This is a genomic window from Bradyrhizobium niftali (assembly GCF_004571025.1).
Lineage (GTDB): Bacteria > Pseudomonadota > Alphaproteobacteria > Rhizobiales > Xanthobacteraceae > Bradyrhizobium > Bradyrhizobium niftali.
Map to the genome: position 1 here is coordinate 89,574 of NZ_SPQT01000028.1, position 24,311 is coordinate 113,884.

29 protein-coding genes and 2 pseudogenes are annotated in these 24,311 nt (G+C 65.4%); 18 read left to right on the top strand and 13 right to left on the bottom strand.

Annotation, left to right across the window (positions count from 1 at the left end):
• Positions 1–52: 52 nt before the first annotated feature.
• Entirely contained in the window at positions 53–1,282 is a 1,230-nt protein-coding gene (locus tag E4K65_RS35745; protein ID WP_135178101.1) for an RluA family pseudouridine synthase, read from the top strand.
• A gap of 187 nt (positions 1,283–1,469) precedes the next feature.
• Here E4K65_RS35745 and E4K65_RS35750 read toward each other — a convergent pair whose 3' ends face one another.
• On the bottom strand, positions 1,470–1,916 hold the full coding sequence (locus E4K65_RS35750; protein ID WP_135178102.1) for a hypothetical protein: 447 nt from the start codon (positions 1,914–1,916) through the stop codon (positions 1,470–1,472).
• Positions 1,917–1,991: 75 nt separating this feature from the next.
• Here E4K65_RS35750 and E4K65_RS35755 point away from each other — a divergent pair, with 75 nt between their 5' ends.
• From E4K65_RS35755 to E4K65_RS35775, 4 genes are all read left to right on the top strand, one after another.
• On the top strand, positions 1,992–2,786 hold the full coding sequence (locus E4K65_RS35755) for an ATP12 family chaperone protein (protein WP_135178103.1): 795 nt from the start codon (positions 1,992–1,994) through the stop codon (positions 2,784–2,786).
• A gap of 53 nt (positions 2,787–2,839) precedes the next feature.
• Entirely contained in the window at positions 2,840–4,477 is a 1,638-nt protein-coding gene (gene fliK, locus E4K65_RS35765; protein WP_167771412.1) for a flagellar hook-length control protein FliK, read from the top strand.
• On the top strand, positions 4,474–4,737 hold the full coding sequence (locus E4K65_RS35770; RefSeq protein WP_135178104.1) for an EscU/YscU/HrcU family type III secretion system export apparatus switch protein: 264 nt from the start codon (positions 4,474–4,476) through the stop codon (positions 4,735–4,737). The genes fliK and E4K65_RS35770 overlap by 4 nt, the downstream gene beginning before the upstream one ends.
• Positions 4,738–4,805: 68 nt before the next feature.
• Entirely contained in the window at positions 4,806–5,624 is an 819-nt protein-coding gene (locus tag E4K65_RS35775; protein ID WP_135178105.1) for a class D beta-lactamase, read from the top strand.
• 258 nt (positions 5,625–5,882) lie between these two features.
• On the opposite strand, the pseudogene E4K65_RS35780 reads toward E4K65_RS35775, so the two are convergent.
• The 3 genes and pseudogenes from E4K65_RS35780 to E4K65_RS35790 form a co-directional block, all read right to left on the bottom strand.
• Positions 5,883–6,876, bottom strand: a pseudogene (locus E4K65_RS35780) (dienelactone hydrolase family protein).
• A 71-nt stretch (positions 6,877–6,947) separates the two neighbouring features.
• Positions 6,948–7,544, bottom strand: coding sequence for a hypothetical protein (locus tag E4K65_RS35785; protein WP_167771413.1), 597 nt, complete (start codon positions 7,542–7,544; stop codon positions 6,948–6,950).
• Positions 7,545–7,798: 254 nt separating this feature from the next.
• Positions 7,799–8,209, bottom strand: a complete 411-nt coding sequence (locus tag E4K65_RS35790; protein ID WP_135178107.1) for a DUF4260 domain-containing protein — start codon at positions 8,207–8,209, stop codon at positions 7,799–7,801.
• Positions 8,210–8,358: 149 nt separating this feature from the next.
• Between E4K65_RS35790 and E4K65_RS35795 the strand changes: the two genes are divergently transcribed.
• Positions 8,359–9,891 (top strand): acyl-CoA carboxylase subunit beta, encoded by a 1,533-nt coding sequence (locus E4K65_RS35795; RefSeq protein WP_135178108.1) that lies wholly within the window; start codon positions 8,359–8,361, stop codon positions 9,889–9,891.
• A gap of 121 nt (positions 9,892–10,012) precedes the next feature.
• Complete coding sequence (locus E4K65_RS35800) at positions 10,013–10,360, top strand: hypothetical protein (RefSeq protein WP_135178109.1); 348 nt, start codon at positions 10,013–10,015, stop codon at positions 10,358–10,360.
• A gap of 28 nt (positions 10,361–10,388) precedes the next feature.
• Here E4K65_RS35800 and E4K65_RS47810 read toward each other — a convergent pair whose 3' ends face one another.
• Both E4K65_RS47810 and E4K65_RS35805 read right to left on the bottom strand, forming a co-directional pair.
• Positions 10,389–10,541: a hypothetical protein gene (locus E4K65_RS47810; protein WP_167771414.1), complete on the bottom strand. Its 153-nt coding sequence runs from the start codon at positions 10,539–10,541 to the stop codon at positions 10,389–10,391.
• 93 nt (positions 10,542–10,634) lie between these two features.
• A pseudogene (locus E4K65_RS35805) lies at positions 10,635–10,801 on the bottom strand (glutathione S-transferase family protein); the annotation flags it as partial.
• Positions 10,802–10,939: 138 nt separating this feature from the next.
• Between E4K65_RS35805 and E4K65_RS35810 the strand changes: the two are divergent.
• The 5 genes from E4K65_RS35810 to E4K65_RS35830 all read left to right on the top strand — a co-directional run bounded on the left by E4K65_RS35810 (position 10,940) and on the right by E4K65_RS35830 (position 13,330).
• Positions 10,940–11,425: an adenosine-specific kinase gene (locus E4K65_RS35810; RefSeq protein WP_135178110.1), complete on the top strand. Its 486-nt coding sequence runs from the start codon at positions 10,940–10,942 to the stop codon at positions 11,423–11,425.
• A 112-nt stretch (positions 11,426–11,537) separates the two neighbouring features.
• Complete coding sequence (locus tag E4K65_RS35815) at positions 11,538–11,726, top strand: hypothetical protein (RefSeq protein WP_135178111.1); 189 nt, start codon at positions 11,538–11,540, stop codon at positions 11,724–11,726.
• Positions 11,727–11,760: 34 nt separating this feature from the next.
• The gene (locus tag E4K65_RS35820) at positions 11,761–12,087 is read left to right on the top strand and encodes a GcrA family cell cycle regulator (RefSeq protein ID WP_038967071.1); all 327 of its coding nucleotides are present in this window, start codon (positions 11,761–11,763) and stop codon (positions 12,085–12,087) included.
• Between the two features lie 188 nt (positions 12,088–12,275).
• Positions 12,276–12,491: a dodecin family protein gene (locus tag E4K65_RS35825; RefSeq protein ID WP_135178112.1), complete on the top strand. Its 216-nt coding sequence runs from the start codon at positions 12,276–12,278 to the stop codon at positions 12,489–12,491.
• Positions 12,492–12,598: 107 nt separating this feature from the next.
• Positions 12,599–13,330, top strand: a complete 732-nt coding sequence (locus tag E4K65_RS35830) for a protein-L-isoaspartate(D-aspartate) O-methyltransferase (protein WP_167771415.1) — start codon at positions 12,599–12,601, stop codon at positions 13,328–13,330.
• A 134-nt stretch (positions 13,331–13,464) separates the two neighbouring features.
• Here E4K65_RS35830 and E4K65_RS35835 read toward each other — a convergent pair whose 3' ends face one another.
• Positions 13,465–14,112: a glutathione S-transferase family protein gene (locus tag E4K65_RS35835; protein WP_135178114.1), complete on the bottom strand. Its 648-nt coding sequence runs from the start codon at positions 14,110–14,112 to the stop codon at positions 13,465–13,467.
• A 219-nt stretch (positions 14,113–14,331) separates the two neighbouring features.
• Positions 14,332–16,290, bottom strand: coding sequence for an alpha/beta hydrolase domain-containing protein (locus E4K65_RS35840; RefSeq protein ID WP_135178115.1), 1,959 nt, complete (start codon positions 16,288–16,290; stop codon positions 14,332–14,334).
• 104 nt (positions 16,291–16,394) lie between these two features.
• Between E4K65_RS35840 and E4K65_RS35845 the strand changes: the two genes are divergently transcribed.
• Positions 16,395–16,709 (top strand): hypothetical protein, encoded by a 315-nt coding sequence (locus E4K65_RS35845; protein ID WP_167771416.1) that lies wholly within the window; start codon positions 16,395–16,397, stop codon positions 16,707–16,709.
• A 118-nt stretch (positions 16,710–16,827) separates the two neighbouring features.
• Positions 16,828–17,106 carry a twin-arginine translocation signal domain-containing protein gene (locus E4K65_RS35850; protein WP_135178145.1) on the top strand — a complete coding sequence of 93 codons (279 nt, stop codon included), beginning with the start codon at positions 16,828–16,830 and terminating at the stop codon, positions 17,104–17,106.
• 153 nt (positions 17,107–17,259) lie between these two features.
• Here E4K65_RS35850 and E4K65_RS35855 read toward each other — a convergent pair whose 3' ends face one another.
• The 3 genes from E4K65_RS35855 to E4K65_RS35865 form a co-directional block, all read right to left on the bottom strand.
• Positions 17,260–17,502 (bottom strand): GCG_CRPN prefix-to-repeats domain-containing protein, encoded by a 243-nt coding sequence (locus tag E4K65_RS35855; protein ID WP_027549234.1) that lies wholly within the window; start codon positions 17,500–17,502, stop codon positions 17,260–17,262.
• A gap of 198 nt (positions 17,503–17,700) precedes the next feature.
• A complete protein-coding gene (locus tag E4K65_RS35860; protein ID WP_167771417.1) occupies positions 17,701–18,708 on the bottom strand; it encodes an alpha/beta fold hydrolase in 1,008 nt (335 codons plus the stop codon).
• Between the two features lie 194 nt (positions 18,709–18,902).
• The gene (locus tag E4K65_RS35865) at positions 18,903–19,601 is read right to left on the bottom strand and encodes an ArsR family transcriptional regulator (protein WP_167771418.1); all 699 of its coding nucleotides are present in this window, start codon (positions 19,599–19,601) and stop codon (positions 18,903–18,905) included.
• Between the two features lie 263 nt (positions 19,602–19,864).
• Here E4K65_RS35865 and E4K65_RS35870 point away from each other — a divergent pair, with 263 nt between their 5' ends.
• The 3 genes from E4K65_RS35870 to E4K65_RS35880 all read left to right on the top strand — a co-directional run bounded on the left by E4K65_RS35870 (position 19,865) and on the right by E4K65_RS35880 (position 21,434).
• Positions 19,865–20,173, top strand: coding sequence for an NIPSNAP family protein (locus E4K65_RS35870; RefSeq protein ID WP_167771419.1), 309 nt, complete (start codon positions 19,865–19,867; stop codon positions 20,171–20,173).
• 28 nt (positions 20,174–20,201) lie between these two features.
• A complete protein-coding gene (locus E4K65_RS35875) occupies positions 20,202–20,552 on the top strand; it encodes an antibiotic biosynthesis monooxygenase family protein (protein WP_092192740.1) in 351 nt (116 codons plus the stop codon).
• Between the two features lie 72 nt (positions 20,553–20,624).
• Positions 20,625–21,434: an isocitrate lyase/PEP mutase family protein gene (locus E4K65_RS35880; RefSeq protein WP_135178119.1), complete on the top strand. Its 810-nt coding sequence runs from the start codon at positions 20,625–20,627 to the stop codon at positions 21,432–21,434.
• Between the two features lie 248 nt (positions 21,435–21,682).
• Here the strand turns inward: E4K65_RS35880 and E4K65_RS35885 are convergent, their stop codons facing one another.
• Entirely contained in the window at positions 21,683–22,099 is a 417-nt protein-coding gene (locus tag E4K65_RS35885; RefSeq protein ID WP_167771420.1) for a hypothetical protein, read from the bottom strand.
• Positions 22,100–22,285: 186 nt separating this feature from the next.
• Here E4K65_RS35885 and E4K65_RS35890 point away from each other — a divergent pair, with 186 nt between their 5' ends.
• Positions 22,286–22,927 carry a trimeric intracellular cation channel family protein gene (locus tag E4K65_RS35890; RefSeq protein ID WP_025576546.1) on the top strand — a complete coding sequence of 214 codons (642 nt, stop codon included), beginning with the start codon at positions 22,286–22,288 and terminating at the stop codon, positions 22,925–22,927.
• Between the two features lie 105 nt (positions 22,928–23,032).
• Here E4K65_RS35890 and E4K65_RS35895 read toward each other — a convergent pair whose 3' ends face one another.
• Complete coding sequence (locus E4K65_RS35895) at positions 23,033–24,256, bottom strand: c-type cytochrome (protein WP_135178120.1); 1,224 nt, start codon at positions 24,254–24,256, stop codon at positions 23,033–23,035.
• Between the last annotated feature and the right edge of the window lie 55 nt (positions 24,257–24,311).

Genomic DNA, 24,311 nt, shown 5'->3' on the forward strand with positions numbered 1-24,311 from the left:
AAACGGCCATTTCGCCGTGACGGGAGCCGGCTTTTAGGGTACGCAGGCAACCATGAGCCGTCGCATCAAGAGAATGAACCCGAAGCCCCGTTCGCGTGACGAGCGCGATGACGCACGTCCGTTCAAGGCGCGCAGCGCCAAGAAAGCGGGGCCGCGGCCTGGCGCCAAGCCGGGTGCGAAGTCGCCGCGTTTTGCGGCCGAGCGTGCCGAGCGGCGCCCGCCCAAGGCAGCGCTGGAAAAGGCAGCGCTGGAAAAGCCTGTACCCGCCAAGCCCGTCGAGGCGCTGCTGCCGACCAAGGTGCAGACCGTCAAGGTGACGGCCGACGAGAACAACATGCGCGTCGATCGCTTCCTCGAGGCGCGCTTTCCCGGCCTGTCGTTCTCCCACATCCAGCGCGTCGTCCGCAAAGGCGAGCTCCGCGTCGACGGCAAGCGTGTCGACAGCAAGGATCGGCTGGAGGAGGGCCAGAGCGTCCGCATTCCGCCGCTGAAGCTCGACACGCCGAAGGCCGCCGGCGAGCTATCGGAAGGCGCCCAAAAGACGCTTGCCGCGCTGAAGGAGATGACGATCTACGAGGACGACGACGTCCTCGTGCTGAACAAGCCGGCCGGACTTGCCGTGCAGGGCGGCTCGGGCATGACGCGGCACATCGACCAGATGCTGGAGGTGATGCGCGATTCCAAGGGCCAGAAGCCGCGCCTCGTGCACCGCATCGACAGGGAGACGTCGGGCTGCCTGCTGATTGCCAAGACGCGATTTGCCGCCTCGCATCTGACCGGCGCCTTCCGTTCGCGGTCCGCGCGAAAAACCTATTGGGCGCTGGTGCCGGGTCTGCCGAAGCCGAAGCAGGGCCGCATCTCGACCTTCCTCGCGAAGGAAGAGAGCGAGGACGATACCATCATGCGCATCGCCCAGCATGGCGACGAGGGCGCGAGCCACGCGGTGACGTATTATGCGGTGGTCGAGACCGCTGGCAACAAGCTGACCTGGGTGTCGTTAAAGCCGGTGACGGGCCGCACCCACCAGCTCCGCGCGCATATGGAGCATATCGGCCATCCCATCGTCGGCGATCCCAAATATTTCAACATCGAGAACTGGCAGCTGCCGGGCGGGCTGCAAAACCGGCTGCATCTGCTCGCGCGCCGCATCGTCATTCCGCATCCGCGCGGCGGCGTGATCGACGCAACCGCCCCGCTGCCGCCGCACATGCAGCAGTCGTGGAATCTGCTCGGGCTCGATGCAAGCCGGTTCGATCCGATCGAGAACGCGCCGGAAGAGTAGGGGCGCGCGAACGAGTAAGGCGCGGGACTAGCCACGTTCTCGCTGTCATCGCCCGCGAAGGCGGGCGATCCAGTATTCCAGAGGCCGGCGTTAGAGAACTCGCTCTCACCACATCCGCCGCGGCGTACTGGATGCCCCGCCTTCGCGGGGCATGACAGCGTTGGTTGTGTCGCCGCCCACACCACCCTCAATTCCGAAACTGCTCCAGAAACATGCGCAAGCTGTCGTGCGGGGTCTCGACATCCGTGATCAGCCAGCCTTCGGGGCCGTTGACGAGGATGAAGTTCAGCGTCACCCGGCGGCCGTGATTGTCGAAATTCGCCGCGACATAGGTCTTGTCGTATTGCCTCCGCACGACCGCGATCGCGACCGGGCCGAGCTTCCAGCTCGGGCTCTGCACCAGGAAATCATAGGGCTCGGCCCTCGGCGTGCTCCAGGCCTTGCGCAGCGGGAAATCGAAGAATTGCCGGGCGGTGACGCCATCCCGCGGCAGGCCTTTTGACAGCTCCGGCGCGCCCTGGCCGTAATGGGCATAGACGTTGCGGACCAGCGATTCCGGGCTACGAAAGCCGGCCTCCGCCGCGGCCAGCCAAAGCCCGGCGACCAGGGCCACAATACCCGCAAGTTCCCTCATCCCTGCCGCTCGCTTTATCGGGCGCCGGTCTTGTCGTACAAGCCTAGCACTGAGCGAGTAGGGCCGAAAACTGACATGCGCGAATTGTTCGAAGAGGTTGCGGGGCAATCCCCGCGCGATCCACGCGAGGCGGCCCGCCAGTCCGCGCGCACGCCGCAGCGCAAGCGCTTCTACCAGGAGGCCGGCGTCGCCGAGACCGAAGGCGGCTTCGCCATCACGCTCGACGGCAAGCCGATCCGCACGCCGTCCGGCCGCCAGGTGGTGATCCCCTCACGCGCGCTGGCCGACGCGGTCGCCGCCGAATGGGCGGCCCAGGGCGAGACGATCGATCCCGTGACCATGCCGCTGACGCGGATCGCCAACAGCGTGGTCGAGGGCGTGGTCGATCGCGTCGAACTCGTCAGGGACGATCTTGCAAAATATTTCGAGTCTGACCTGCTATTCTATCGCGCCGGCCATCCCGAGGCGCTCGTGGCCCGCGAGGCCACGCATTGGGACCCCGTGCTGTTCTGGGCCGCGGAGACGCTGGGCGCGCATTTCATCCTGTCCGAGGGCGTCATGCATGTGAAGCAGCCGGACGAGGCCATTCAGGCCGCCCGCGCAGCCGTGCCCGGGGATGCCTGGTCGGTCGCGGCACTCCATGTGATGACGACCCTGACCGGCTCGGCGCTGCTGGCGCTGGCCCTGGCCCACGGTGTGCGCGAGGCCGGCCAGGTCTGGGCCGCCGCCCATGTCGACGAGGACTGGAACACCGACCAATGGGGCGTGGACGAGGAGGCCGCGGCACGCCGGGCCGCCCGCGCGCGGGATTTCGAGGCTGCCGTCGCGGTTCTGGACGCGGTGAAGCCGCCCGCGGCCGAAGGTCCTTAACGAGAGGTTTACGACGCCGGCGTTAGGGTGGCCCGTGCTCCTGGGCCCCTGAGATGGCGACGCCGATCAGTTCCATTACTCCCGTCAGTGCCGCCAGCCCCGTGGCTGACGCGGCGACGCCCGATCTCGTGCTTCAGGCCGGCAGCGTCGTCGACGCGAGAGTGGTCAGCGTGCTCGCCGACAATCTGGTGCGGATCGCGATTGCAAACCTCTCCCTCGACGTGATGTCGGAAGTCGCGCTGTCGCCGGGGCAAAATCTCCAGCTCGCGGTGTCGCAGAACGACGGCACCATCCGCCTCGCCGTCATGGGCGGCGCAGGCGAGGCGGCCGCCGATCAGGTCACGCTGACGCCGGCCGCGGCTTCGCTGGTCGACAGCCCGTCGCTTGCACCGTCCACGAACGCCGCCCGTAATCCCCTCACGCCGTTCGAGCAGGTCGCCGTCACGATGGCTTCGGCCGAGGCCGCGAGCAAGCAGGGCAGCCAGGCGCCGCTTTTCGCTAACCTCGCCTCCGTCGTGACCGGCAGCGATCTGCCGGCGGGATTGAAGCAGGCGGTGCTGGACGTGCTGGCGCAGCAGACGCCGCTCAACACCGCGCTTGATGGCGGCGACATCGAATCCGCCTTCCAGAAGTCAGGGCTGTTTCTCGAGGCTTCGCTTGCCGCGGGCGCGACGCCGTCGCCAGGTGCCGTGCCGGACCTGAAAGCGGCGCTGCTGGTGCTGCGCCAGACGCTGGCCGCGACCTCAGGCGCGCTCGAGACTGGCGCGCCGCAGGCACCGGCGCAAGGCACCGCGCCGCCGACAAGTGTCACGACCACGCCGCAGACCGCAGCGTCCGCACTTCAGGCGGCGGACGAAGCCGCGCAGGCGGCATTGCCGTCGCCCAATCCGGAGATCGCCCAGCCGCCGCAAACGCCGCGCGGCGCTGCGCTCGCAGCCGCCGTGCTGGCCGACATGGCGAACGCAACGCCGCAGGCGGCGGGCTCGCGCACCATGTCCGCAGGCCTTGCGGCGAGCCTCTTGCAGGAGGTCACGCAAAACCTGCCGCGCATGATCGGCAATTTGCCGGGCTCGAACAAGGCCGTGCCTGACGGCCACATCTTCGAGGCAGCCGCGCGCGCGACGCCACCGCCATTCCGCGGCGCGCTGCCGTCGCCGCAGTCCATCGCCTCGCCATCGCTCGTGCCGGATACGCCGCTGGCGGCGACCGTGCACCGTCTGCTCGACGACACCAATGCCGCGATCGCGCGGCAGACCTTGCTCCAGGTCGCCTCGCTCCCCGATCGCACCGATGCCTCGGGGCACCGCATCGACCCGGCCGTGCCGCAGTGGAATTTCGAGATTCCCTTTGCGACACCGCAGGGCACCGCCATGGCGCAGTTCGAGATCTCGCGCGACGGCGGCAACGAATCCACCGATCTCGCCAAACGCGCCTGGCGCGCACGCTTCACGCTCAACGTCGAGCCGGCCGGCCCCGTGCATGCCTTGATCACGCTGAACGGCGACAAGACCTTCGTGCGGATGTGGGCGGAGCGGCCGGCGACCGCGCAGCAGCTCCGCGCCGGGATCGGTGATCTCAATCAGGCGCTGACCAGGGCCGAGCTCAAGCCCGGCGACATCGTGGTGCGCGACGGCACGCCGCCGCAGCCGGCACCGGCCCGCGCCGGCCACTTCCTGGACCGCGCCACATGAGTGATCCATCCAAGCTCGCGATCGCGCTGCATTACGAGAAGGGCTCTGGCGCGCCCATCGTCGTCGCCAAGGGCAAGGGCACGATCGGCGAAAAAATCGTCGAGATCGCCAGGGCCAACGACATCCCGATCGAGGAGAACGAAATTCTGGCCGGCGCGCTGTCCAAGGTCGAGCTTGGCGAGGAGATCCCGCCCGATCTCTACAAGGCCGTCGCCGAAGTGCTGGTGTTCGTGCTGCGGCTGTCGGGCCGGGCCAGGTAGCTGTCATCGTTTCACCATGATAGCGGCTGCATGGTCGCCGCCAATTCCATCGCTCAACGGACATTCACGTGATCACTCGCCGTTCCACCCTCGGCCTTCTCGCCGCAACCGCGATCCTGCCGTCGCGTGCGCTCGCCCATGTCGCGCCGCCGCGCAACGAGATCCGCGACAGCCTGGCAAAACGCTTCGCCGATCTCGGCACATCAGGCACTTTTGTCGGCTACAAGGTCGAGGACTATCTGATCGTCGCCAGCGACAAGGAGCGCTCGGGCGAGGGCAAGCTGCCGGCCTCGACCTTCAAGATCCCGAACTCGCTGATCGCGCTGGAGACCGGCGTGGTCACAGATCCCGACAAGGACGTGTTCCCCTGGGACGGCGTGAAGCGCGGAATCGAGGCGTGGAACAAGGATCACACGCTGCGCAGCGCCATCGCGGTCGGTGCGGTGCCGGTCTATCAGGAGATCGCGCGCCGGATCGGGCAGGAGCGGATGCAGAAGTACGTCGATCTGTTCGACTATGGCAATCGCGACATCGGCGGCGGCATCGACCAGTTCTGGCTCACCGGAAACTTGCGCATCGATCCGGTCGAGCAGATCGATTTCGTCGACCGGCTGCGGCGCCGCGCGCTGCCGATTTCCAAGCGCAGCCAGGATCTCGTCGCCGACATCCTGCCGGTGACCAAGGTCGGCGATAGCGTCATCCGCGCCAAGTCCGGCCTCCTGGGCGCCGAGCGCGGCGAGCCGTCGCTGGGCTGGATGGTCGGCGGGGCCGAGAAGGGCGAGGCGCACACCGTGTTCGCGCTCAACATGGACTGCACCGAGCCGCGCCTCGTCGGCGAGCGCATGCCCCTGACGCAAGCCTGCCTTGCCGAGATCGGCGCGGTCTGAGCGCAACTGCGCTGATCTGCTGCCTCACCAGCCTCCGTCCTCATCCTGAGGAGCCCGCGTAGCGGGCGTCTCGAAGGATAGTTGCGGGCGAGATCGGGGCCTTCATGGTTCGAGACGCGCGTCCCGCGCTCCTCTCGTCGTTGCGGGCAGGCATCTCTCCACGTCATTGCGAGCGCAGCGAAGCAATCCAGAGCCCCTCCGCGGAAAGATTCTGGATTGCTTCGCTGCGCTCGCAATGACGGAGTATGGGGCGCCGGCCTAGCCCAGCTTGAAAAGCGCCTGCAAGAATTCCTCGACCGCCTTGCGCGACTCCGCGGCGGTTGCGGGATTGCCGCCGACATGGGGATTGAGCTCGACGCAGGCGTCCCTGTAGGTGAAGGGCGCCTGCGTGCTGGCGTTCATCAGCACGCCGCCGTCGCCTTCCTTGATCTGGCAATTGCGCACGGTCTGGGCGTTGGCGGAGACAGTCACGGTGGCGACGCCGAGTAGGCCGCTGTCGAAGCCGTGCGCGCTATCCGGGGTATTCGGTCAGCACCACGTCGCGCCCGGCGGTCTTGAGCCGCTCGACGAAGGCCTTGCAGCTCTTCACGGGGTTGTAGTCGTCAGGCGTGCCGTGGAAGATGCGGATCGGGCGCGCCGTGACCTCGGTATCGCCGACATAGCTCGTCGAGCAATCCGGATAGAACGGGATGTAGGCAGCGAACTGGATGCCGGACTTGTTCCAGAGCTTGTTGAAGCGGTCGAGGCTCGCATACAGCGTTGCCTGTCCGCCGCGCGAAAAGCCCATCAGCACGATGCGGTCGGGGTCGACGCGGGGATGCTTCGCCAGAATCTCGAGCGAGCGGTAGATGTCGACGATCAGATTGAGCCGGCCGAGCAGGGCCTGGTTCGGTCCGACCACCGTCAGTCCGCGGCCGGTAAAGCCGTCGATCACGAAGGTCGAGATGCCCATGGCGTTGAAGGCGTGCACCCAGGCTTCCGTGGTGGCGCCGACGCCGCTGGAGCCGTGCATCAGCACCACGACGGGGAGTTTTCCACTGCCCTGCGCGACGCGGAATTCGCCCGCGACCGTCACCGGCTTGCCGGCGGCCGCATCGCCGCTGAGGAATTGCTGGTCGGAGAGGGTGAGCGAGGGGATCGGGTAGATCTCGGCGCGGGTAGCGACTTCCTTGGGAAGAGATTGCGCGCTGGCGAGCGTAGTTGAGACACAAAGCGCGATGAGCGCGGCAGCGGCGCGGAATGCCCTCGGCATCGGATTCTCCCTGATATTTTTTTGCAGTAGAACAACAGGCCCGCGCGCTGTCAATTTGGCGCGCGGCGGCCTCAGGCCTTGTCGGCCGTCTTCTTGGTCGTCAGCGCCTGGTCGATGGCAAAGCCGCCGATCTCGCTCATGGCCTGCGAGATCACGTCGCCGCGTCTGGCAAAGCCGCTGGAGAGATAGTCGAACTGCGTCCGCGCCAGCCGCAGCACCTCGATCGGCACAGAGACCAAGGTCTCGTTGAAGCTGTCGACGGAGGCGCGCAGCGTCTCCAGCTCGGTGCTGAGCTTGCCGATGTGGCTTTCCGCATCCTGCATCAGGCCGAGCAGCTTGCCGCGCTCGGCATCGAACGCCGCGCGCTCGGCCGCCGCAGCCGCCGTCACCTCGGTAAGCTGCGCCCGCAGCGCCTCGATCTGGGCGACCATGGCATCGGAGGCAAGCTCGGCGGCCTCGCGCAGCTCGACGTGGCGTGTGTTCTCTTCATGCTGCTGATGATAGAGCCTCTCGGCTGACATCGCCCGCTGCGTCAGCGACTCGATCAGGCTTGCGGCACGCAGCAGCATCTCGCCGTTCCGCCCAGACACCATGCTGGCCATGCGCCGCAGGAAGTCGACGGTTTCGGACGACGAGTTCGGCGGCAGGGGGACGACCGTCGCGGACATGAGGTGATGCTTGCAGTCAGACGTGAGGACCGCCGCCGTACCGACTGGGCTCACGCAACATTCGGCGCCTGATCGTAAGCCCGAAGCAAGCCTGAATCGGCGCGCCGGGTCAACCGGCTGGTGCGGCAAATACGATCTCGTAGCCCGGATGGAGCGGAGCGAAATCCGGGACGGAGCAGCGTGGGGGACGACCCCGGATTACGCTCCGCTCCATCCGGGCTACGCAGTCGCCGAAGCGGCCGCCAAACTTAACGTCAGGCGTCCTTCTGCCGGCCAATCCGCCCGAGATGGGTAAAGCCGAACCCGGCCGAGTATTTCAGGCCATAGCCCAGCGCCCGGTCGATGCCGATATGGGCCAGCCAGATCAAGGCGATGGACAAGGTGAGCGGCGAGGCGAGGCCGAAGCCCAGCGTCAGCAGCGCCACCGGCGCCATGTAGCTGTGGGCGGCGTTGTAGACCAGCGCGCCGAACCTGGCGTCCGAAAGGTAGGCCAGGAAGCTCAGATCGGGCACGAAGAAGAGCAGGGCGAAGACCAGCCAGGACCCATCCCAGGCCCAGTAAAGCATCACCATCCCTGCGAACAGGGTCAGGCCCTCCAGCCGCAGCACGATGTTGACGCCGCCTGTCACAGAGCCGGTCTCGGCCGTTTCTTGTTCTTGGTCCATCGTCGTCTCCCAGGCAAAACTTTGTAATTCCTTGCGCTTTCCCGCTGCGGCAAGGCAGCCCTGCGAGCCCGAAAGCGGCTTCCCGGCCCGCAAAATGCCGTGTTAGAACCCCCGGCAATCGCATTTAGGCTAAGAACTGGCGGGAGCAAATGAAACATATCCTGGACGCCCTTGAAGATCGTCGTGCCGGCGCAAAGCTCGGCGGCGGGGAGAAGCGCATCGAGGCGCAGCACGCCCGCGGCAAGCTGACCGCGCGCGAGCGTATCGAGCTCTTGCTCGACAAGGGATCGTTCGAGGAGTTCGACATGTTCGTCGAGCACCGCTCCACCGAATTCGGCATGGAGAAGAACAAGATCCCGGGCGACGGCGTCGTCACCGGCTGGGGTACCGTCAACGGCCGCAAGACTTTTGTCTTTGCCAAGGATTTCACGGTGTTCGGCGGGTCGCTCTCGGAAACACACGCGCTGAAAATTACAAAACTCCAGGATATGGCGATGAAGGCGAGGGCGCCCATCATCGGCCTCTATGACGCGGGCGGCGCCCGCATCCAGGAAGGCGTCGCCGCGCTCGCCGGCTATTCCTATGTGTTCCGTCGCAACGTGCTCGCCTCCGGCGTGATCCCGCAGATCTCCGTCATCATGGGCCCCTGCGCCGGCGGCGACGTCTATTCGCCTGCGATGACCGACTTCATCTTCATGGTGAAGAACACCAGCTACATGTTCGTCACCGGCCCCGACGTGGTTAAGACCGTCACCAACGAGGTCGTCACCGCCGAGGAACTGGGCGGCGCTTCCGTGCACGCGACGCGCTCCTCGATCGCCGACGGCGCCTTCGAGAACGATGTCGAGACGCTGCTGCAGATGCGGCGCCTGATCGACTTCCTGCCATCCAACAACACCGACGGCGTGCCGGAATGGCCGAGCTTCGACGACATCGGCCGCGTCGACATGTCCCTGGACACGCTGATCCCCGACAATCCGAACAAGCCCTACGACATGAAGGAGTTGATCCTGAAGGTCGTGGACGAGGGTGACTTCTTCGAGATCGCGGAGTCCTTTGCCAAGAACATCGTCACCGGCTTCGGCCGCATCGCGGGCCGCACCGTCGGTTTCGTCGCCAACCAGCCGATGGTGCTGGCGGGCGTGCTCGACAGCGACGCCTCGCGGAAAGCGGCGCGCTTCGTCCGCTTCTGCGATGCCTTCAACATCCCGATCGTCACCTTCGTCGACGTGCCGGGCTTCCTGCCCGGCACCGCGCAGGAATATGGCGGCCTGATCAAGCACGGCGCCAAGCTGCTGTTCGCCTATTCGCAGTGCACCGTGCCGCTGGTGACCATCATCACCCGCAAGGCCTATGGCGGCGCCTTCGACGTCATGGCCTCCAAGGAGATCGGCGCCGACATGAACTACGCCTGGCCGACCGCCCAGATCGCGGTGATGGGCGCCAAGGGCGCGGTCGAGATCATCTTCCGCAGTGACATCGGCGACCCCGACAAGATCGCTGCCCGAACCAAGGAATACGAAGACCGCTTCCTGTCGCCCTTCATCGCCGCGGAGCGCGGCTACATCGACGACGTGATCATGCCGCACTCGACCCGCAAGCGGATCGCAAGGGCGCTGGCGATGCTCAAGGACAAGAAGGTGGAAATGCCGGCGAAGAAGCACGACAATTTGCCGTTGTGAGGGATGAGTAGCCCGGATGAGCGAAGCGACATCCGGGTTTCCAGGCAAGAGTCCCGCATGTCGCTTCGCTCATGCGGGCTACTGGCTACGCTTCTGATTTGGCATCCTCGATCAAAATCCGATGACCGAAGACGATCAGACCGACGAGATTTCACAGATCGAAGATCGGATCGAGCGGCTCGCCGAGATCGCCGAGCGCTGCCGGAAGTACATTCTGGCGTCCAAGATCGCCATCGGCGGCGGGGGCGCGCTGCTGTTGTTCGCGATCCTCGGCCTGTTCGGGACAGGGCAGACCGCCGCGCTCGGATCGATCGCTCTGGTGCTGGGCGGGATCGTGTCACTTGGCTCGAATGTCAGCACGTTGCGGCAGACGGAGAGCGCAATCGGTGATGCGGAGGCGCTTCGATCTCAGCTGATCGGCAGGATCGACCTGCGCGTGGTTGCCGATGCGCCGATGAAGCTGGTGTGACGCGCCCCTTGGTGGGCGCTCACTCGCATCACGCCGCAGCCCTGCGCGTCAGGGTCTGCAACTCCTCGCGGCATTCGGCTGCAAACGCCTGAAGCCGCTCCACGGTGTGCTGGTCGAGGATGGCCTTTGCCAGCCTCTCTGCGCGGGCAAGCTGCTCTTTCAGAAATTCGATGCGGGCCATGTGCCACCTTCCGCGGCAATAGTTTGATGCAAATTGCTTCGTTCCAATGGAGGTGAGCCTAGGCCGAACACCGGATCAATTATGTGAGGTTCGTCACGCTCCAGCGCGCGCCTTATCCGCCGCAGCGAAATGCGCGCCATCTGGTCGGCGCGGGCCTTGGCGAAGGCCGGGCGGGCCGTGGCGCGGGCGACGTAGTCGCGACAGGCCGGATGGTCCGTCAACCCGTCGAAGTGATCGACGAGGCGCAGCACGTCCGACATCGTTCACTGCCCCAGCTTCGCCCGTCCCTTGCTTCGCTGCCAGTGGCTTCCGGCGCGAAATCGGCTGTCTCTGGCCGCTTGCAATTGCCTTCTGGTGGCCTACCATGAACAGCGTTGGGACCTTGAAGGAGCGCAGCCATGGAACTCACCGTGGTGCCGATCGTCAAGCCGGACGCAACCAACTTCATCTTCGGCCAGTCGCATTTCATCAAGACCGTGGAAGACCTCCACGAGGCGCTGGTGGGCGCAGTTCCGGGCATCCGCTTCGGGCTGGCCTTCTGCGAGGCCTCCGGCAAGCGGCTGGTGCGCTGGTCGGGGAACGACGAAGCCGCGATCGCGCTTGCACGCGACAATGCAATGGCCATCGGCGCCGGCCATACATTCCTGATCTTCCTGGGCGACGGATTCTTTCCAGTCAACGTGCTGGCTGCGGTGCGCGCAGTGCCGGAGGTCTGCCGCATCTACTGTGCGACGGCCAACCCCACACAAGTGATCGTCGCGCAAACGGAGCAGGGCTGCGGCGTGCTCGGGGTGGTGGATGGCGCCTCACCGCTGGGTGTCGAAACCGACGAGGACATTGCGTGGCGGAAAGACCTGCTGCGAAAGATCGGCTACAAGCTGTAGCGGCTGGATGCAGCCGAAGCGACGGGCCTGCATCGACAAGACCGTCGAACTCACGACCGCAAGATGCCCGGCACACCGGCGCCCTCAAGCTCCAGACCCGAGGAGCAACACCATGAAGCAAAACATCCCCGAAGAATTTTCCACCGGCTTGATGGATTGGAGTCGCTTTGTGATCAAGGGCAGCAAGATGCCGCCCCGGGATCCTGATGACGATGAAGAGAACGAGGAGGGAGAAGACGAGGAAGAAGAGGAGGGGGACGACGACGAACCGGCGGTCGTACGCGAGCCGGACGAAGACTAGAAAAGTGGATGGCAGTTGGCGTACAATGTCTCCCATGAGTTGGGATGCGAAAGACGTAGCGCTGCTCAAGAAACTCTGGGTCCAAGGACAGAGTGCCGCGCAGATCGCGCGCCGTCTCGGGTGTAGCCGTAACGCTGTCTGCGGCAGGCTAACTCGCTTGGGCCTGACGCGTGGCCACAAGCCGCCAACAGCAAAACCCAAGATAAGGTCGGTCCGGAAGCGAGAGCCGGCGTTGTTGGTTGCCTGTGCCCAGCCGGCAGCCAAGAAGGTGTCGCGGAAGACAACAAACAAGCAGCCCAAGGAATTCAGCAAGCACCAGCTTTACGCCATGCTAGCTGAAGCGGTCAGGAATACGGGCTAACGGGCTACCGCGACGTTGTTGCGGCGCGGGCGCAATGAGCCGAGTCCGACCGGGTTGGGAGGGGCATTGGATCATTGGACCCGCTGGTTACCTGGTCTTGGCACCGTCCTTTCAGCGCCGATATCGTGCTAGGCTCGACTGTGGCAGGGAGCACCTGCTTCCTGCTTCATACCGAACGGGAGGACGACATGCCTGAGAGCGTCTACAAGGTCATAGAACTGATCGGCACCAGCAACGATTCCTGGGAAAAGGCCGCCGCCAACGCGGTCGAGCAGGCTGCAAAATCTCTTCGTGACCTTCGTGTCGCAGAGGTCGTCAAGCTCGATATTCAGCTGGACGCCAAAGGAAAAGTAGAGGCCTATCGCGCTAAACTCAACGTGTCGTTCAAGTTCGAGGGCACCTGAGCTTAAGCAAACCTCGCCTCGCTTGCGGGGCGAGGTCGGATCTTACGCGCAGGGTTAGCGCTCAAGCGGTCGACGTGAATTGTGTCCCTCTTGGAGAGCGCACGATCATGAAGGTCTTGCCACTGCTCGTGTTCGCCATGGGTGTCGTCGCGTGGGAAGCGACCGCACAGGACGCACAATGCGTCCGCGAACGCGCCGCCATGGTCGAGGCCATCCGGGCCTACGCCCGGTCCGCTGCCGGTGTTTTGGGACAGCAAGGCCTGTCGGAGAGGGTCCTTGAGGCCATGGCGCAAACGAAACGCCACCTGTTCATCCCTGAGCAATCTTGCTCTATCGCATACGCCGATAGACCGATACCAATCGGCCTCGGCCAGACCATATCGCAGCCGTACATTGTGGCCTTGATGACCCAGTTGGCCGAGGTCGCGCCCGATCACGTTGTGCTCGAAGTCGGTACCGGTTCGGGCTACCAGGCCGCCATCCTTGCGCAGCTCGCGCGAACGGTCTGCAGCATCGAGATCATCCCGCAATTGGCCGAGACCGCCGCGAAAAGACTAAGAGACCTCGCGTATGACAACGTGAGCGTCAGGCTTGGCGACGGCTACGACGGCTGGCCCGAATGCGGTCCTTTTGACGCCATCGTCGTGACTGCCGCGCTCGGGCAGCCACCGTCGCCGCTGATTGAGCAGCTCAAAGTGGGGGGCCGTCTCGTCATGCCGTTGGGACCCGGTTACACCACTCAGCAGCTCACTGTCGTCGAAAAAATCGCCCCCGGCAAGACGACGACGCGCGGCGTCGTTCTCGTGCGTTTTGTCCCCTTTACGCGTTCGCAAAACTAGAAGCCAGGGTGGAACAGGTTGAGCGCGCAGGGTGGGTGAGCCTTGCGACTGCGCGAAGCGCAGTTCGCTGGGCGTAACCCACCAATTTTGTTGAGGCGGAGATTGGTGGATTGCGCTTTGCTAATCCGTCTGCGTTAGCGTGCCCCATCTGCCGCTGCGAAATGCGCCATCTGGTCGGCGTGCGCCTTGGCGAAGGCCGGGCGGGCCGTGGCGCGCGCGACGTAGGCGCGGCAGGCTGGATGTGCCGCCAACCCATCGAAGCGATCGACGACGCGCAGCACGTCCGACATCAGGATGTCGGCGACGGAAAAGGGCCCCGCCAGCCATTCGCGGCCGGCCAGCACCGTCTCCATGTGCTTGAGGCGGAGCTTGAGGAAGTCGTCGACGAACTTTACGGCAGGTGAGCCATCGTCACTGCCGGTGAACTTGAACATCGTCCAGGGCAGGGCCGGCATCTCCACCGAATTGAGCGCAGCGAGCACCCACTCCATCGCCTTGGTGCGGCCGTGCGGGTCGGTCGGCATCAGCTTCGCGCTGCGCTCACCCAGATGCAGCAGGATCGCGCCGCTCTCGAAGATCGAGAGGTCGCCGTCGGTCAGCCACGGCACCTGGCCGAAGGGCTGGTGCGCGAAATGCGCAGCGCCGCGATCGCCGAACGGCACGCTCGCGACGCGGTACGGCAACGCGGCCTCTTCGAGGGCCCAGCGCACACGAAGATCGCGGACGAAACCCCTGGGCATCTCGGGAACCCAGTCGAAGGTGGTGAGGGTGAGGGCGGCCATGCGGTGTCTCCGTGTGCTGTCCAGGCATAGGACGGATGAGGAGCGGGTGTTCCGACAGGCGTGCGAGATTTTTCCACCTTGTCATGGCCGGGCTTGTCCCGGCCATCCACGCCTATCGTTGCGCTGGAACCGAGGACGTGGCGGCACAAGGCCGCGCATGACGAGTTTGTGGAAAGGCCGAACCGCGTCGCGACATTGAAGCCGAAGATGCTATCGCCTTCACGGCCCAAGCTTCGCCAGCTTCCCTTGCTTCGCCGCCTCAACCGCACGCTCCGCATCTTCCGGCAGCAATATCCGCTCCGCCACCTGCCTTGCCGCCTCGCGGCGCACCGCGGCCACATACGCCCCGTCGTCCGCGTATCGCTCCGCAATCGACAGCCTGGGATCGTGCACTTCCTTCCGTGCGGCTTCCGTCGGTGCAAACGGTACCACCGCGCCTTGCAGCGGATAGAGCGCCGTCGGCCCAAAGCCCTGCGCGCGCGGATTCCACGCCGTGTAGGTCGCGCGAGGGACGACGAGGGCGAGTTGGCGGATACCTGATATCGCCATGCCATCATCGTCGGCCTTCGGCACGAACACGGGATAGCGGCCGATCTCCTTGGGCGGCAACACGCTCTGATCCGAGAAGGCGGCCAGCGTATGGATGCCGGCGTAGGGCAGGCCGGGGATATCCGCCGGCACCGCGCCTTTCGCAGCCACCAGCGTGCCGTGGGCGCGCATGGGGACGCGGCTTGCGGGCGGTTTGGTGCCATCGCTGATCCAGGCGTTGAGGTCGGTGAGCAGCGCGCGCATCGGCATGCCCGCATGCATCGGATTCTGCGGCAGCGACATTGCGGGCAAGCCCTTGCGCATCACGTCGGCGGCTTCCGCGAAATGCGGCGTGCCCGCGATCATGTAGGCGCGGACGTTGTCGGGAAGGTCGAGATGATTGCCGGCGAGATCGGTGACCAGCAGCGAAGCGTGCGAGGCCCACCATTCGTGCTCGCTGTCGGTCTGCATCACGCGCGGACAGGTGGCGGAGAGCGAGCAGCGGCGGAGCAGGCCGTCGGTCTTGCCGGAATAGGGATCGCTCAGGCTCGCATAGGTGAAAGGGAACAGGTCGGCCTGCCACGCCGGATCCTGCAGATGGCGCGGGTTGCGGCCGGGCTGGCCGAAGCGGACGTTGGTCGCCATCCGCCGCGTGCCCGCGACATGCGGCATCAATCCGTCGAACACGGTGCGGCCGGAGAGATCCTGGTTAAAGCCGAGATAGAGGAAGTCTCGCAGGAAGCGGCCGGATTGCGAGACGCCGAAGCCGATGGCGCGGCTCACTGATGGATGCAGGCCGTTGAGCAGCGGGTTCGCTTGCGTCTCGTCGTGGCGGAGGAAGCTGACGACATCGCGCACGGCCGCATAGCCCATGCCGAGCGGGACGGGATCGCGCGCGGTGTAGGTGATCTCATAGAGCGCGCCGGCGTCAAAGCCGTCGGGGCGGGCGATCTCCACCGTCACGGGATCGACCGGTTTTGCGGAGAGGCCCAGCGGCGTCTGCCGCGCGTCGGCCCAGGCCGCGCGTACGGTGACGTTGAGATCGGCGGCCTCAGCCGCCGGCCAGGTCAGCGTTGCGCGCGCGGGATTGGTCGTGGTGTCGAAGATCACCTCTTCCCGCGCAGGACCGGTGACGCCCTTGAGCACCGGTGCGGTCATCGCGAGCTGTCCCGGCTTCGACGGAATGTCGCCCTGCCAGCCCACCCAGACCATTGTGTAGCCTTGGCGATGCAGGAAGCCGATGCCGGCGTCCTCGGCCTTGTCGGCAATGTTGGCGCCGGGCTGGGCGGAATCGTCGAACAGCTGCGGCGCCAGCTTGCGGCCGCGATTGGGGACTTCCAGCAGCAGCGTGCCGTTGCCGTGGCTGGCATCGCTGGGCCGCAGGATCACGACGTCGGCGGTGGCCTCGACCTTGCCGTCGGGGTTGCGCGGCGCGAGCGACAGATCGGTGATGACGGCGTTGCGGTCGTCGGACGGGTTGAGCGCGAAGGTCGCGCGCGCGGTGATGCGTTCATAGGTACCGACGTTACCAAAACTGCGGCCGGCGAAGGCGGGCACGCGTTCCAGGATGTCGAAGCGGACGATTTCGGCCGGCGAGGCCGTGGGCCACAGGCAGGCGATCGCAGCGAGCCCCGTGATGATCCTGCGCATGGCCGTTCCTCCCTTATCGGCGCGACGGCATTGTCCGTCGCGCGGGCTTTTTGTTGCCGCCACTATAACCGTCTATGCTGCGGTCAAACAACAGGAGGAAACACATGCCCGCAGCGTACTTCGTTGTCCGTGCCACCGTCACCGACGCGAGCAAGCGTGCCGCCTTCGACAAATGGTATGAGACCGAGCATGTGCCCGATGCGGTGAAGGCGTTCGGCGTGAGCAAAGCCTGGCGCTTCTGGAGCCTCGACGATCCCTCGCTGCACCAGGCGATGTATCAGTTCGACGACGAGGCCAAGCTCGCGGCGATGCTGAAAGGTGACGCGCTGAAAAGGCTCGTCGCCGATTTCAACCGCGACTGGCCCGAGGTGATGCGCACGCGCGAGACGCTAGTGCTGGCGCAGGAGTTTGAGAAGTAGGGCCACAGGCTCTCCTGTCACCTTTGCAACGAATCTGAACGCGCGATTCAGCCGCAGTTCATATCGCGGGCCCGACACTCGCTCGGCATCATCAACGCTTGCCCGAGAGGAAGATGTCATGGAACGCCGCAATTTTCTGAAACTCGCATTCGGTGCCGCGGCGGGAGCCGCCGCGTTCACCGCCGCCGCACAGGCCGCGCCGCTGGCGCCGCAGCCGCTCGGTGATCCCCGCATGCCGCAAGGCAATCCGGACGCTCGTCCCGCCGTCACCACCAGCGATGAAGCCGCACAGCTCAAGCCCGAACAGGTGCACTGGCACGGTCGTGGCCATCACTGGGGTTGGCGCCACAGGCACTGGGGCTGGCGCCACCGGCACTGGCATCGCCGCCACTGGTAAGTGCTCGGCAATCGAAATCCGGACGGGGATCGCGGTTCGCGGTCCCCGTTTTGATTCGGCGCTCCTGCCAGCCAATGTGCTGGAGGGCGCTCAAAAGAAAAAGGCCGCGCAGGCTTTCGCCGCGCGGCCATTTCGCCATGCGAAAATACGGGATCAGAACGGACGGCAGCGGCCGGCGTACCAGCGCAGGCCATAGGGGCACCCGCGCGGACGCACGACGACGACCGGCGCGGGGCGGGGCGCCACGACCACGACCGGCGGACGCCCGCCCATCGGACGGCAGTTGCCATAGCGGCCACGATACCAGCCGGGACCACAGCCCTCCGCGGCGCTGGCCGCCTCGCTGAAACCAACGACCGCGCTGGCGAGCATCACGGCGGCGAAGAGATATTTCATCTGATCTTCCTTCTCGTCCTTAGGGGGAGATTCTTGGGACAGCGCGCTTGCGGCGCACAATGAATCAAAAGACACGATTCGACACGTTAAAATTTGGGGAGATACGTGCCGGCACGTCGCGATCCAAATCTGTCAATCATGACCTGAATGCGGCATGAACATCGCCCGCATCCTGCTCCAGGCGACACGCCGGCGTCGCTAGCGGCCGAGAAAGCCGAGCACCAGCTCCCGGTACTTCTCCGGCGCTTCCAGGAAGACGAGATGGCCGGTGTCGGGGATCACTTCGGCCCGCGCATTCGGCATCTTCGCGGCGAGCTCCTTCGCGAGCTCGGCGTTCTGCCCCATCTTCGCGCGCAGCGCCTCCGGTGCGTTCGGACGGCCCGGTGCGTTGTGGTCGTCGGCGCCCATGATGAACAGCGTCGGCTCGGAAACGAGCGCGACCTCGTGCGCGATCGGCTCGCGATAGATCATCTGGCCGGAGCTGACGAAGGCGCGCAGCCAGCGCGGATAGTCGGGGCTGCCCTTGATGTTGAAGCGGGCGTCGATGAAGGGCGTGATCTGATCCGGCGGCAGCTTGATCGCGTAATTGGTCTGGAGCTGCTTGCGATAGCCCTCGGCCGTGAGCTTGTCTTCGCTCTCGATAATCTTCTCGGTCGGCGTCGGCGGCACGTAGAGGCGATAGTCTTCCAGCCCGATCGGCGCGGTCAGCACGAGATGGGCGACTCTATCGGGAGAGGCGCGGGCGATGCGCACGCCCAGCATGCCGCCGAGCGAATGGGCGACGATCTCGGCCTTGTCGATCTTGAGATGGTCGAGCAGCGCGATGGTGTTGCGCGCCAGCGTGTCGAAATGCAGTTCGCCCGCCGGCTTGGAGGATTTGCCGAAACCGATCTGGTCGGGCACCACGACGCGGAAACCGGCTTCGCTCAGCATCCTGATCACAGGCGCCCAGTAGCTCGACGGGAAATTGCGCCCGTGCAGCAGCACCACGGTGCGGCCGTTCGGCTGCTGAGGCGCGACGTCCATATAGGCCATGGCGAGCTGCTCGCCGTCGTTCACAACAGGCAGCAGGTGCACGGGATAGGGATAGGCAAAGCCTTCGAGCGCGATGCCGTAGGGTTCGCGCGGAGTGGTGTCGGCGGCGTGAGAGGCGAGAGGAGCGGCGAGAAGGGCGGCGGCAAGCGCGGCCGGGAGGAAGCGGTTCATGAAGATCTCGTAATTGGAGCCGTCATTCCGGGGCGCGCCGAAGACGCGAACCCGGAATCTCGAGGTTCCAGGTTCGATGCTTCGCATCGCCCGGAACGACACTGCGCTTAAAGCGATGGATGGCCGGGTCAAGCCCGGCCATGACGAGCACACGAATTCACACGCAAACGTGCGATCTCATGCGCCCGGCGTGATCAGTCCTTCCCATTTCCGAACAGCGCCGCAAACTGCTTCTCGCCGGTGCGGGTGAAATTCACCACGCGGCTGCCGGGCGTGGCGTCGCGCGCGGCCCATTTCAGCTCGGTGAAGCGCTGCATCATGGTGGCGCCCAGCGTGCCGGCGAGATGGTGGCGCCGCTCGCTCCAGTCGAGGCAGGCCTTGCACACCGGCCGCCGCGGATGGGCGAGCATGTCGGGCGAGATCTGCAAATGTCTGGCGAGGAAGCGCTCGCCCTCGGCGGTCAGCTCGATGTCCTGCTTCTTCTGCTTGACCAGGTTTCTCTCGCGCATGGTGTCGAGCATCTGCACGCCGAGATCGCCGGCGAGGTGATCGTAGCAGATGCGCGCGCGCCGCAGTGCCGGATCCTTCGGCCCGGTGCGCACGCGCATGTGGCCGGTGCGCGCGGCGAGCCCCGCGAGGCCTTCGAGCACGCCGGCAACGTCGTCGTCGGTGAGGCGGTAGTAGCGGTGGCGGCCCTGCTTCTCCGGCTCGACCAGCCCGCCGGCCTCGAGCTTCGACAGGTGCGAGCTTGCGGTCTGCGGCGTGATGCCGGCCTCCTGCGCCAGCTCGCTCGCGGTCAGCGCGCGTCCGTTCATCAGCGCCGTGAGCATGTTGGCGCGGGCGGGGTCGCCGACCAGCGCGGCGACCATGGCGATGTCGGGTCCTGATTTCATGCTTCGATGGTAGCCGAAGCATTGCGGTCGGGCAAGCGCGTAGCGTGTTGCCACATCGTCGTTGCGAACGAATGACGAAGCAACATCGGAAGCCCGATCCTCACCCTGAGGAGCGCGCCCTTGCGCGCGTCTCGAAGGGCGAGGCCACCGGCGGGGCCTTCATCCTTCGAGACGCGCGTTCCGCGCTCCTCAGGATGAGGAGCTGACAACCTGGATTGCTTCGCTGCGCTCGCAATGACGATATGGAAACACAGGAGCCTCACATGTCCGTCACCGTCTTCATCCGCTACCAGCTCGATCCGTTCAAGCGCGCGCAGTTCGAGGAATATTCAAAACGCTGGCTCACCATCATCCCGAAATGCGGCGGCGACCTGATCGGCTATTTCATGCCGCACGAGGGCACCAACAGCATCGCCTTCGCGCTGATCACCTTCGAGAGCCTGGCCGCCTATGAGGCCTATCGGGCCCGGCTGCGCGAGGATGCAGAGGGCATGGCGAACTTCCATTTCGCCGAGGAACACAGGTTCATCCTCGCGGAAGAGCGCACCTTCCTGCGCAAGGTGGTATTGTAGGCCACGACACTGTCAGCAGGAGACGCCCATGATCGCCGTGATCTTCGAGGTCTGGCCCAAGCCCGAGCATCGCCAGACCTATTTCGACCTTGCAGCCGATCTGAAGCCGATCCTGCAAACCATCGACGGCTTCATCTCGGTCGAGCGCTTCGAGAGCCTGACCGAGAAGGGCAAGATCCTGTCGGTGTCATTCTGGCGGGATGAGGCGGCCGTGCAGGCCTGGCGCAACACGATGGAGCACCGCCGCACCCAGGCCAGGGGCAGGGCACAGATCTTCGCCGACTATCGCCTGCGCATCGCCAGCGTCGTCAGGGACTACGGCATGAATGATCGCGACGAGGCGCCGAAAGACAGCCGCGCAGTGCACGACGCACACTAGCGCGCTCCGGGCGCGCACTGGCGCTGCCCCGAATGCGTGCCTATGTCTGCGCGGCCAACAAGGGAGAGAAACATGCACGTGACGACCGCGGACAAGCGCGCAACTTTCAGGAAGATGCATGAGAGCGGCTGCTTCATTCTGCCCAATCCGGTCGATGTCGGCAGCGCCAAGGCGTTGCAGCATCTCGGTTTCAAGGCGATAGCGTCATCGAGCGCGGGCTTTGCATGGACCATCGGCAAGGCCGACAACCACGTCACCGTCGAGGACGTCTGTCAGCATCTGGCAGCATTGAGCTCGGCGGTCGACATTCCCGTGAATGCGGATTTCGAGGGCGGCTTTGCGGTCGAGCCCGACAAGGTCGCCGACAATGTCGAGCGCGGTGTGCGCACCGGCGTCGCCGGGCTGTCGATCGAGGATTCCACCGGTGACAAGGACAAGCCGCTCTACGATCGCGCGCTCGCGGTCGAGCGCATCAAGGCCTCGCGCAAGGCGATCGGCGACAGCGGCACGCTGCTGGTCGGCCGCTGCGAGGCATATCTGTGGGGCGTGACCGATCTCAAGCTCGTCATCGACCGGCTCACCGCCTACGCGGATGCCGGCGCCGACTGCCTCTACGCGCCGGGCCTGAAGAGCCGCGAGGACATCGCCGCGGTGGTGAAGGCGGTGCATCCAAAGCCGTTCAACCTCTTGATCGGCGGCTCCGGCCTGTCGTTGCAGGAGGCCGAAGATCTCGGCGTGCGCCGGATCAGCGTCGGCGGTTCGCTCGCCCGCGCCGCCTGGGGCGGCTTCATGCGCGCGGCAAAGGAGATGGCGGAGAAGGGGACGTTCACCGAGCTCGGCAGCGGCTATCCCGGCGGCGAGCTCAACAAGATGTTCAGCTAGAACATGATCCGGAAAAGTGTGCAGCGGTTTTCCGGAAGGATCATGCTCAAGCAATAGAGCCGAACGAAAAGCGGCGGGATGTTGTGTCCCGCCGCTCGCTCGTCCTCTCGGTGTCATGCCCCGCCTTGTGCGCAATTGCGGACTGGGGCGGCGGCGGGGCATCCAGTACGCCGCAGCTTGTCTGTTCAACCACGACCGTCTCGGAGTACTGGATCGCCCGGTCGAGCCGGGCGATGACAGTTGTGGTCTTACTTCGCGCCGTCAGACGGAGCCTTCGTGCCGTCAGACGGAGCGGCCGGATCCGGCGCGGCCGGCTTGCTCGGCGCAGCACCCGTGGTCACGCCCGGCGCGGCGTTGTTGCGCGGCGTCACGTCGCGCATGCCGGGAGGCGCCGCTGGATTGGTCGGCGGAGCCTGCTGGGCGGTCTTCGTCGCCGGCTCATTGCTCGCCTGGTTGCCCGTGGTCGTGTTGTTCAAGCCATAGAACACGGCGCCCAGCACCAGGGCGACAGCCACGGCAAACAGTGCGACCTTGCCGCTGGAGGCGGGGCCTTCGCCCAGTTCGGGGTCGGCCTGAAGGTCGGCATCCCGTCGCGCCGCACGGAGATACTCATCATCGGCGAGATTCGGGCGATACGGATCGTTGGGAAAACGCTCGTCAGCCATCGATTGGGTCTCCTCGATTATGGCGGCTGGACAACCCATAGATGCGAGATTCTGTTCCGCCCCTCTGATGCTTTCGTCGCATGTTGCCTCCGCGTCAGGAATCGGGAACCTGTTAATTCCGGATGAACCCTTGTTCATCCTGGAACCGCGGACGTAAGTTCCACGGCGGAATAAGGGAACAAAGCGATGTGGAGCCTGCCGCCAAGCGATAGCGTGCTGCATCTTCTGGCGTTTGTTGCCTTGACGGCGCAGGGCATGACCGCGGCGCTAGCTGCGGGGCGGCGCAGCATGGACTATGTCGGTGTCTGCATGCTCGGCAGCATCACCGCGCTTGGCGGTGGCACGCTGCGCGACCTGTTCCTCGGTCACTATCCGCTGGCCTGGGTTGCGAACCCGATCTATCTCGTGCTTCCCGGCGCTGCCGCGCTGCTGACCATCCTGGTCGCGCGCCTCGTGCACCGGCTTCAGTTCGCCTTCATCGTGCTCGATGCCATCGGCCTCGTCGTGTTCACCATGACCGGTTGCGACATCGCCTGGCAGATGGATGTCTCGCTGCCGATCGTCATCGTCTCGGGCATGGTGACCGGCTGCGCCGGCGGCGTGCTGCGCGACGTGCTCTGCAACGACGTGCCGCTCTTGTTTCGCTCCGAGCTCTACGCCAGCGTCTCGGTCGTGACCGGCCTGTTCTATGCGACCGCCTTCGGCCTCAGCATCAACGCCGAACTCTGGACGATCTTGACCTTCATCCTCGGCATCAGCTTCCGCCTGCTCGCGGTGCGCTACAAATGGGAGATGCCGAAATTCGTGTTCACGGGGGATGAGCGGTAGCTCCATCCACCTCGTCATTGCGAGCGCAGCGAAGCAATCCAGAATCTTTCCGCGGAGGAAGTCTGGATTGCTTCGCTACGCTCGCAATGACGGGGGGAGAGCTGGCTACGGCTGCTTCCGCGCCTTCGCCACCTGCGCCGGCGTCACCAGCGGGCCCGAATTGCCCCAGGAGTTGCGGATGTAGTTGGCCACCGCCGCGATCTCCTCGTCGGACAACTGCCTGGCATAGGCCGGCATCTCGCCGGTGTTGGGCGCGCGGGGCGTCGTCACGGTGTGGGCGCCGTCGAGCGTGATGCGCAAGGTCGAGGACGGATTGACCGATTGCAGCAGCGCGTTGGCGGGCAGCGGCGGATAGATGCGCGGCGCGCCGGTCCCGTCGGCTTCATGGCAGGCGATGCAGAATTTTGCGTAGACCGCCTGGCCGGTTTTCATCGTGGCCTCGTCGGGCGGCGTCACGATCGTCTCACGCCGCGCCGGCGGCAGGCTCTTCAGGTAGACCGCGATCGCACGCACATCGGCGTCGCTCATCTTCGAGGTCGAGTTGACGACCACCTCCGCCATCAACCCGTCGGCATGGCTTTTGGCATTGCGGCCGCTCTGCAGATATTCGACGATGTCCTCGACGCTCCACGACTTCAGCCCGGTGCGGGGCGCGCCATCGAGCCTTGGGGCGTACCAGCCGCCGACCTCGTTGCCGGACAATGCCTGCGCCTGCTTGTCCGCGCCAAAATAGTTCTTCGGCGTATGGCAGGCGCCGCAATGGCCGAGCCCGGTGACCAGATAGCCGCCGCGATTCCAGGCCGCGCTCTGGCTCTGGTCCGGCTCGAACAGGCCGGGCTTGAAAAACATGGTGTTCCAGATCCGCATCAGGCCGCGATAACCGAACGGCCAGCGCAGCTCCGGCGGCTTGTTGCGGCTTACGACGGGCGCCAGCGTGCCGAGATAGGCGCGGATCGCCAGAGTGTCGTCCTTCGTCATCTTCGTGAAGTAGGGATAGGGGAAGGCCGGATAGTAGTTCGAGCCGTCAGGCGCGACGCCATAGCGGAGCGCGCGGGTGAAATCGGCATCCGCCCAGCCGCCGATCCCGGTGTCCCGGTCGGGCGTCAGGTTCGGCGCATAGATCGCGCCGAAGGGCGTATCGATGCGCTTTCCGCCCGCGAACGGCTTTGCCGGATCGGCGGTGTGGCAGCCCGCGCAGTCACCGGCCTCGACCAGCGTCTTGCCGTAGGCGATCAGCTCCGGCGACGGCTCGGCGGCACGGACCGTGCTCGCAACCGCACTGCACAACGCCAATCCCACAACAGCCAGACCAGCCAGAATCGTCCGCATCGAAAGCCTCTCCTGCGACCATTCGACGTCGCCTGCGTGAACGGGGCGTCAATTC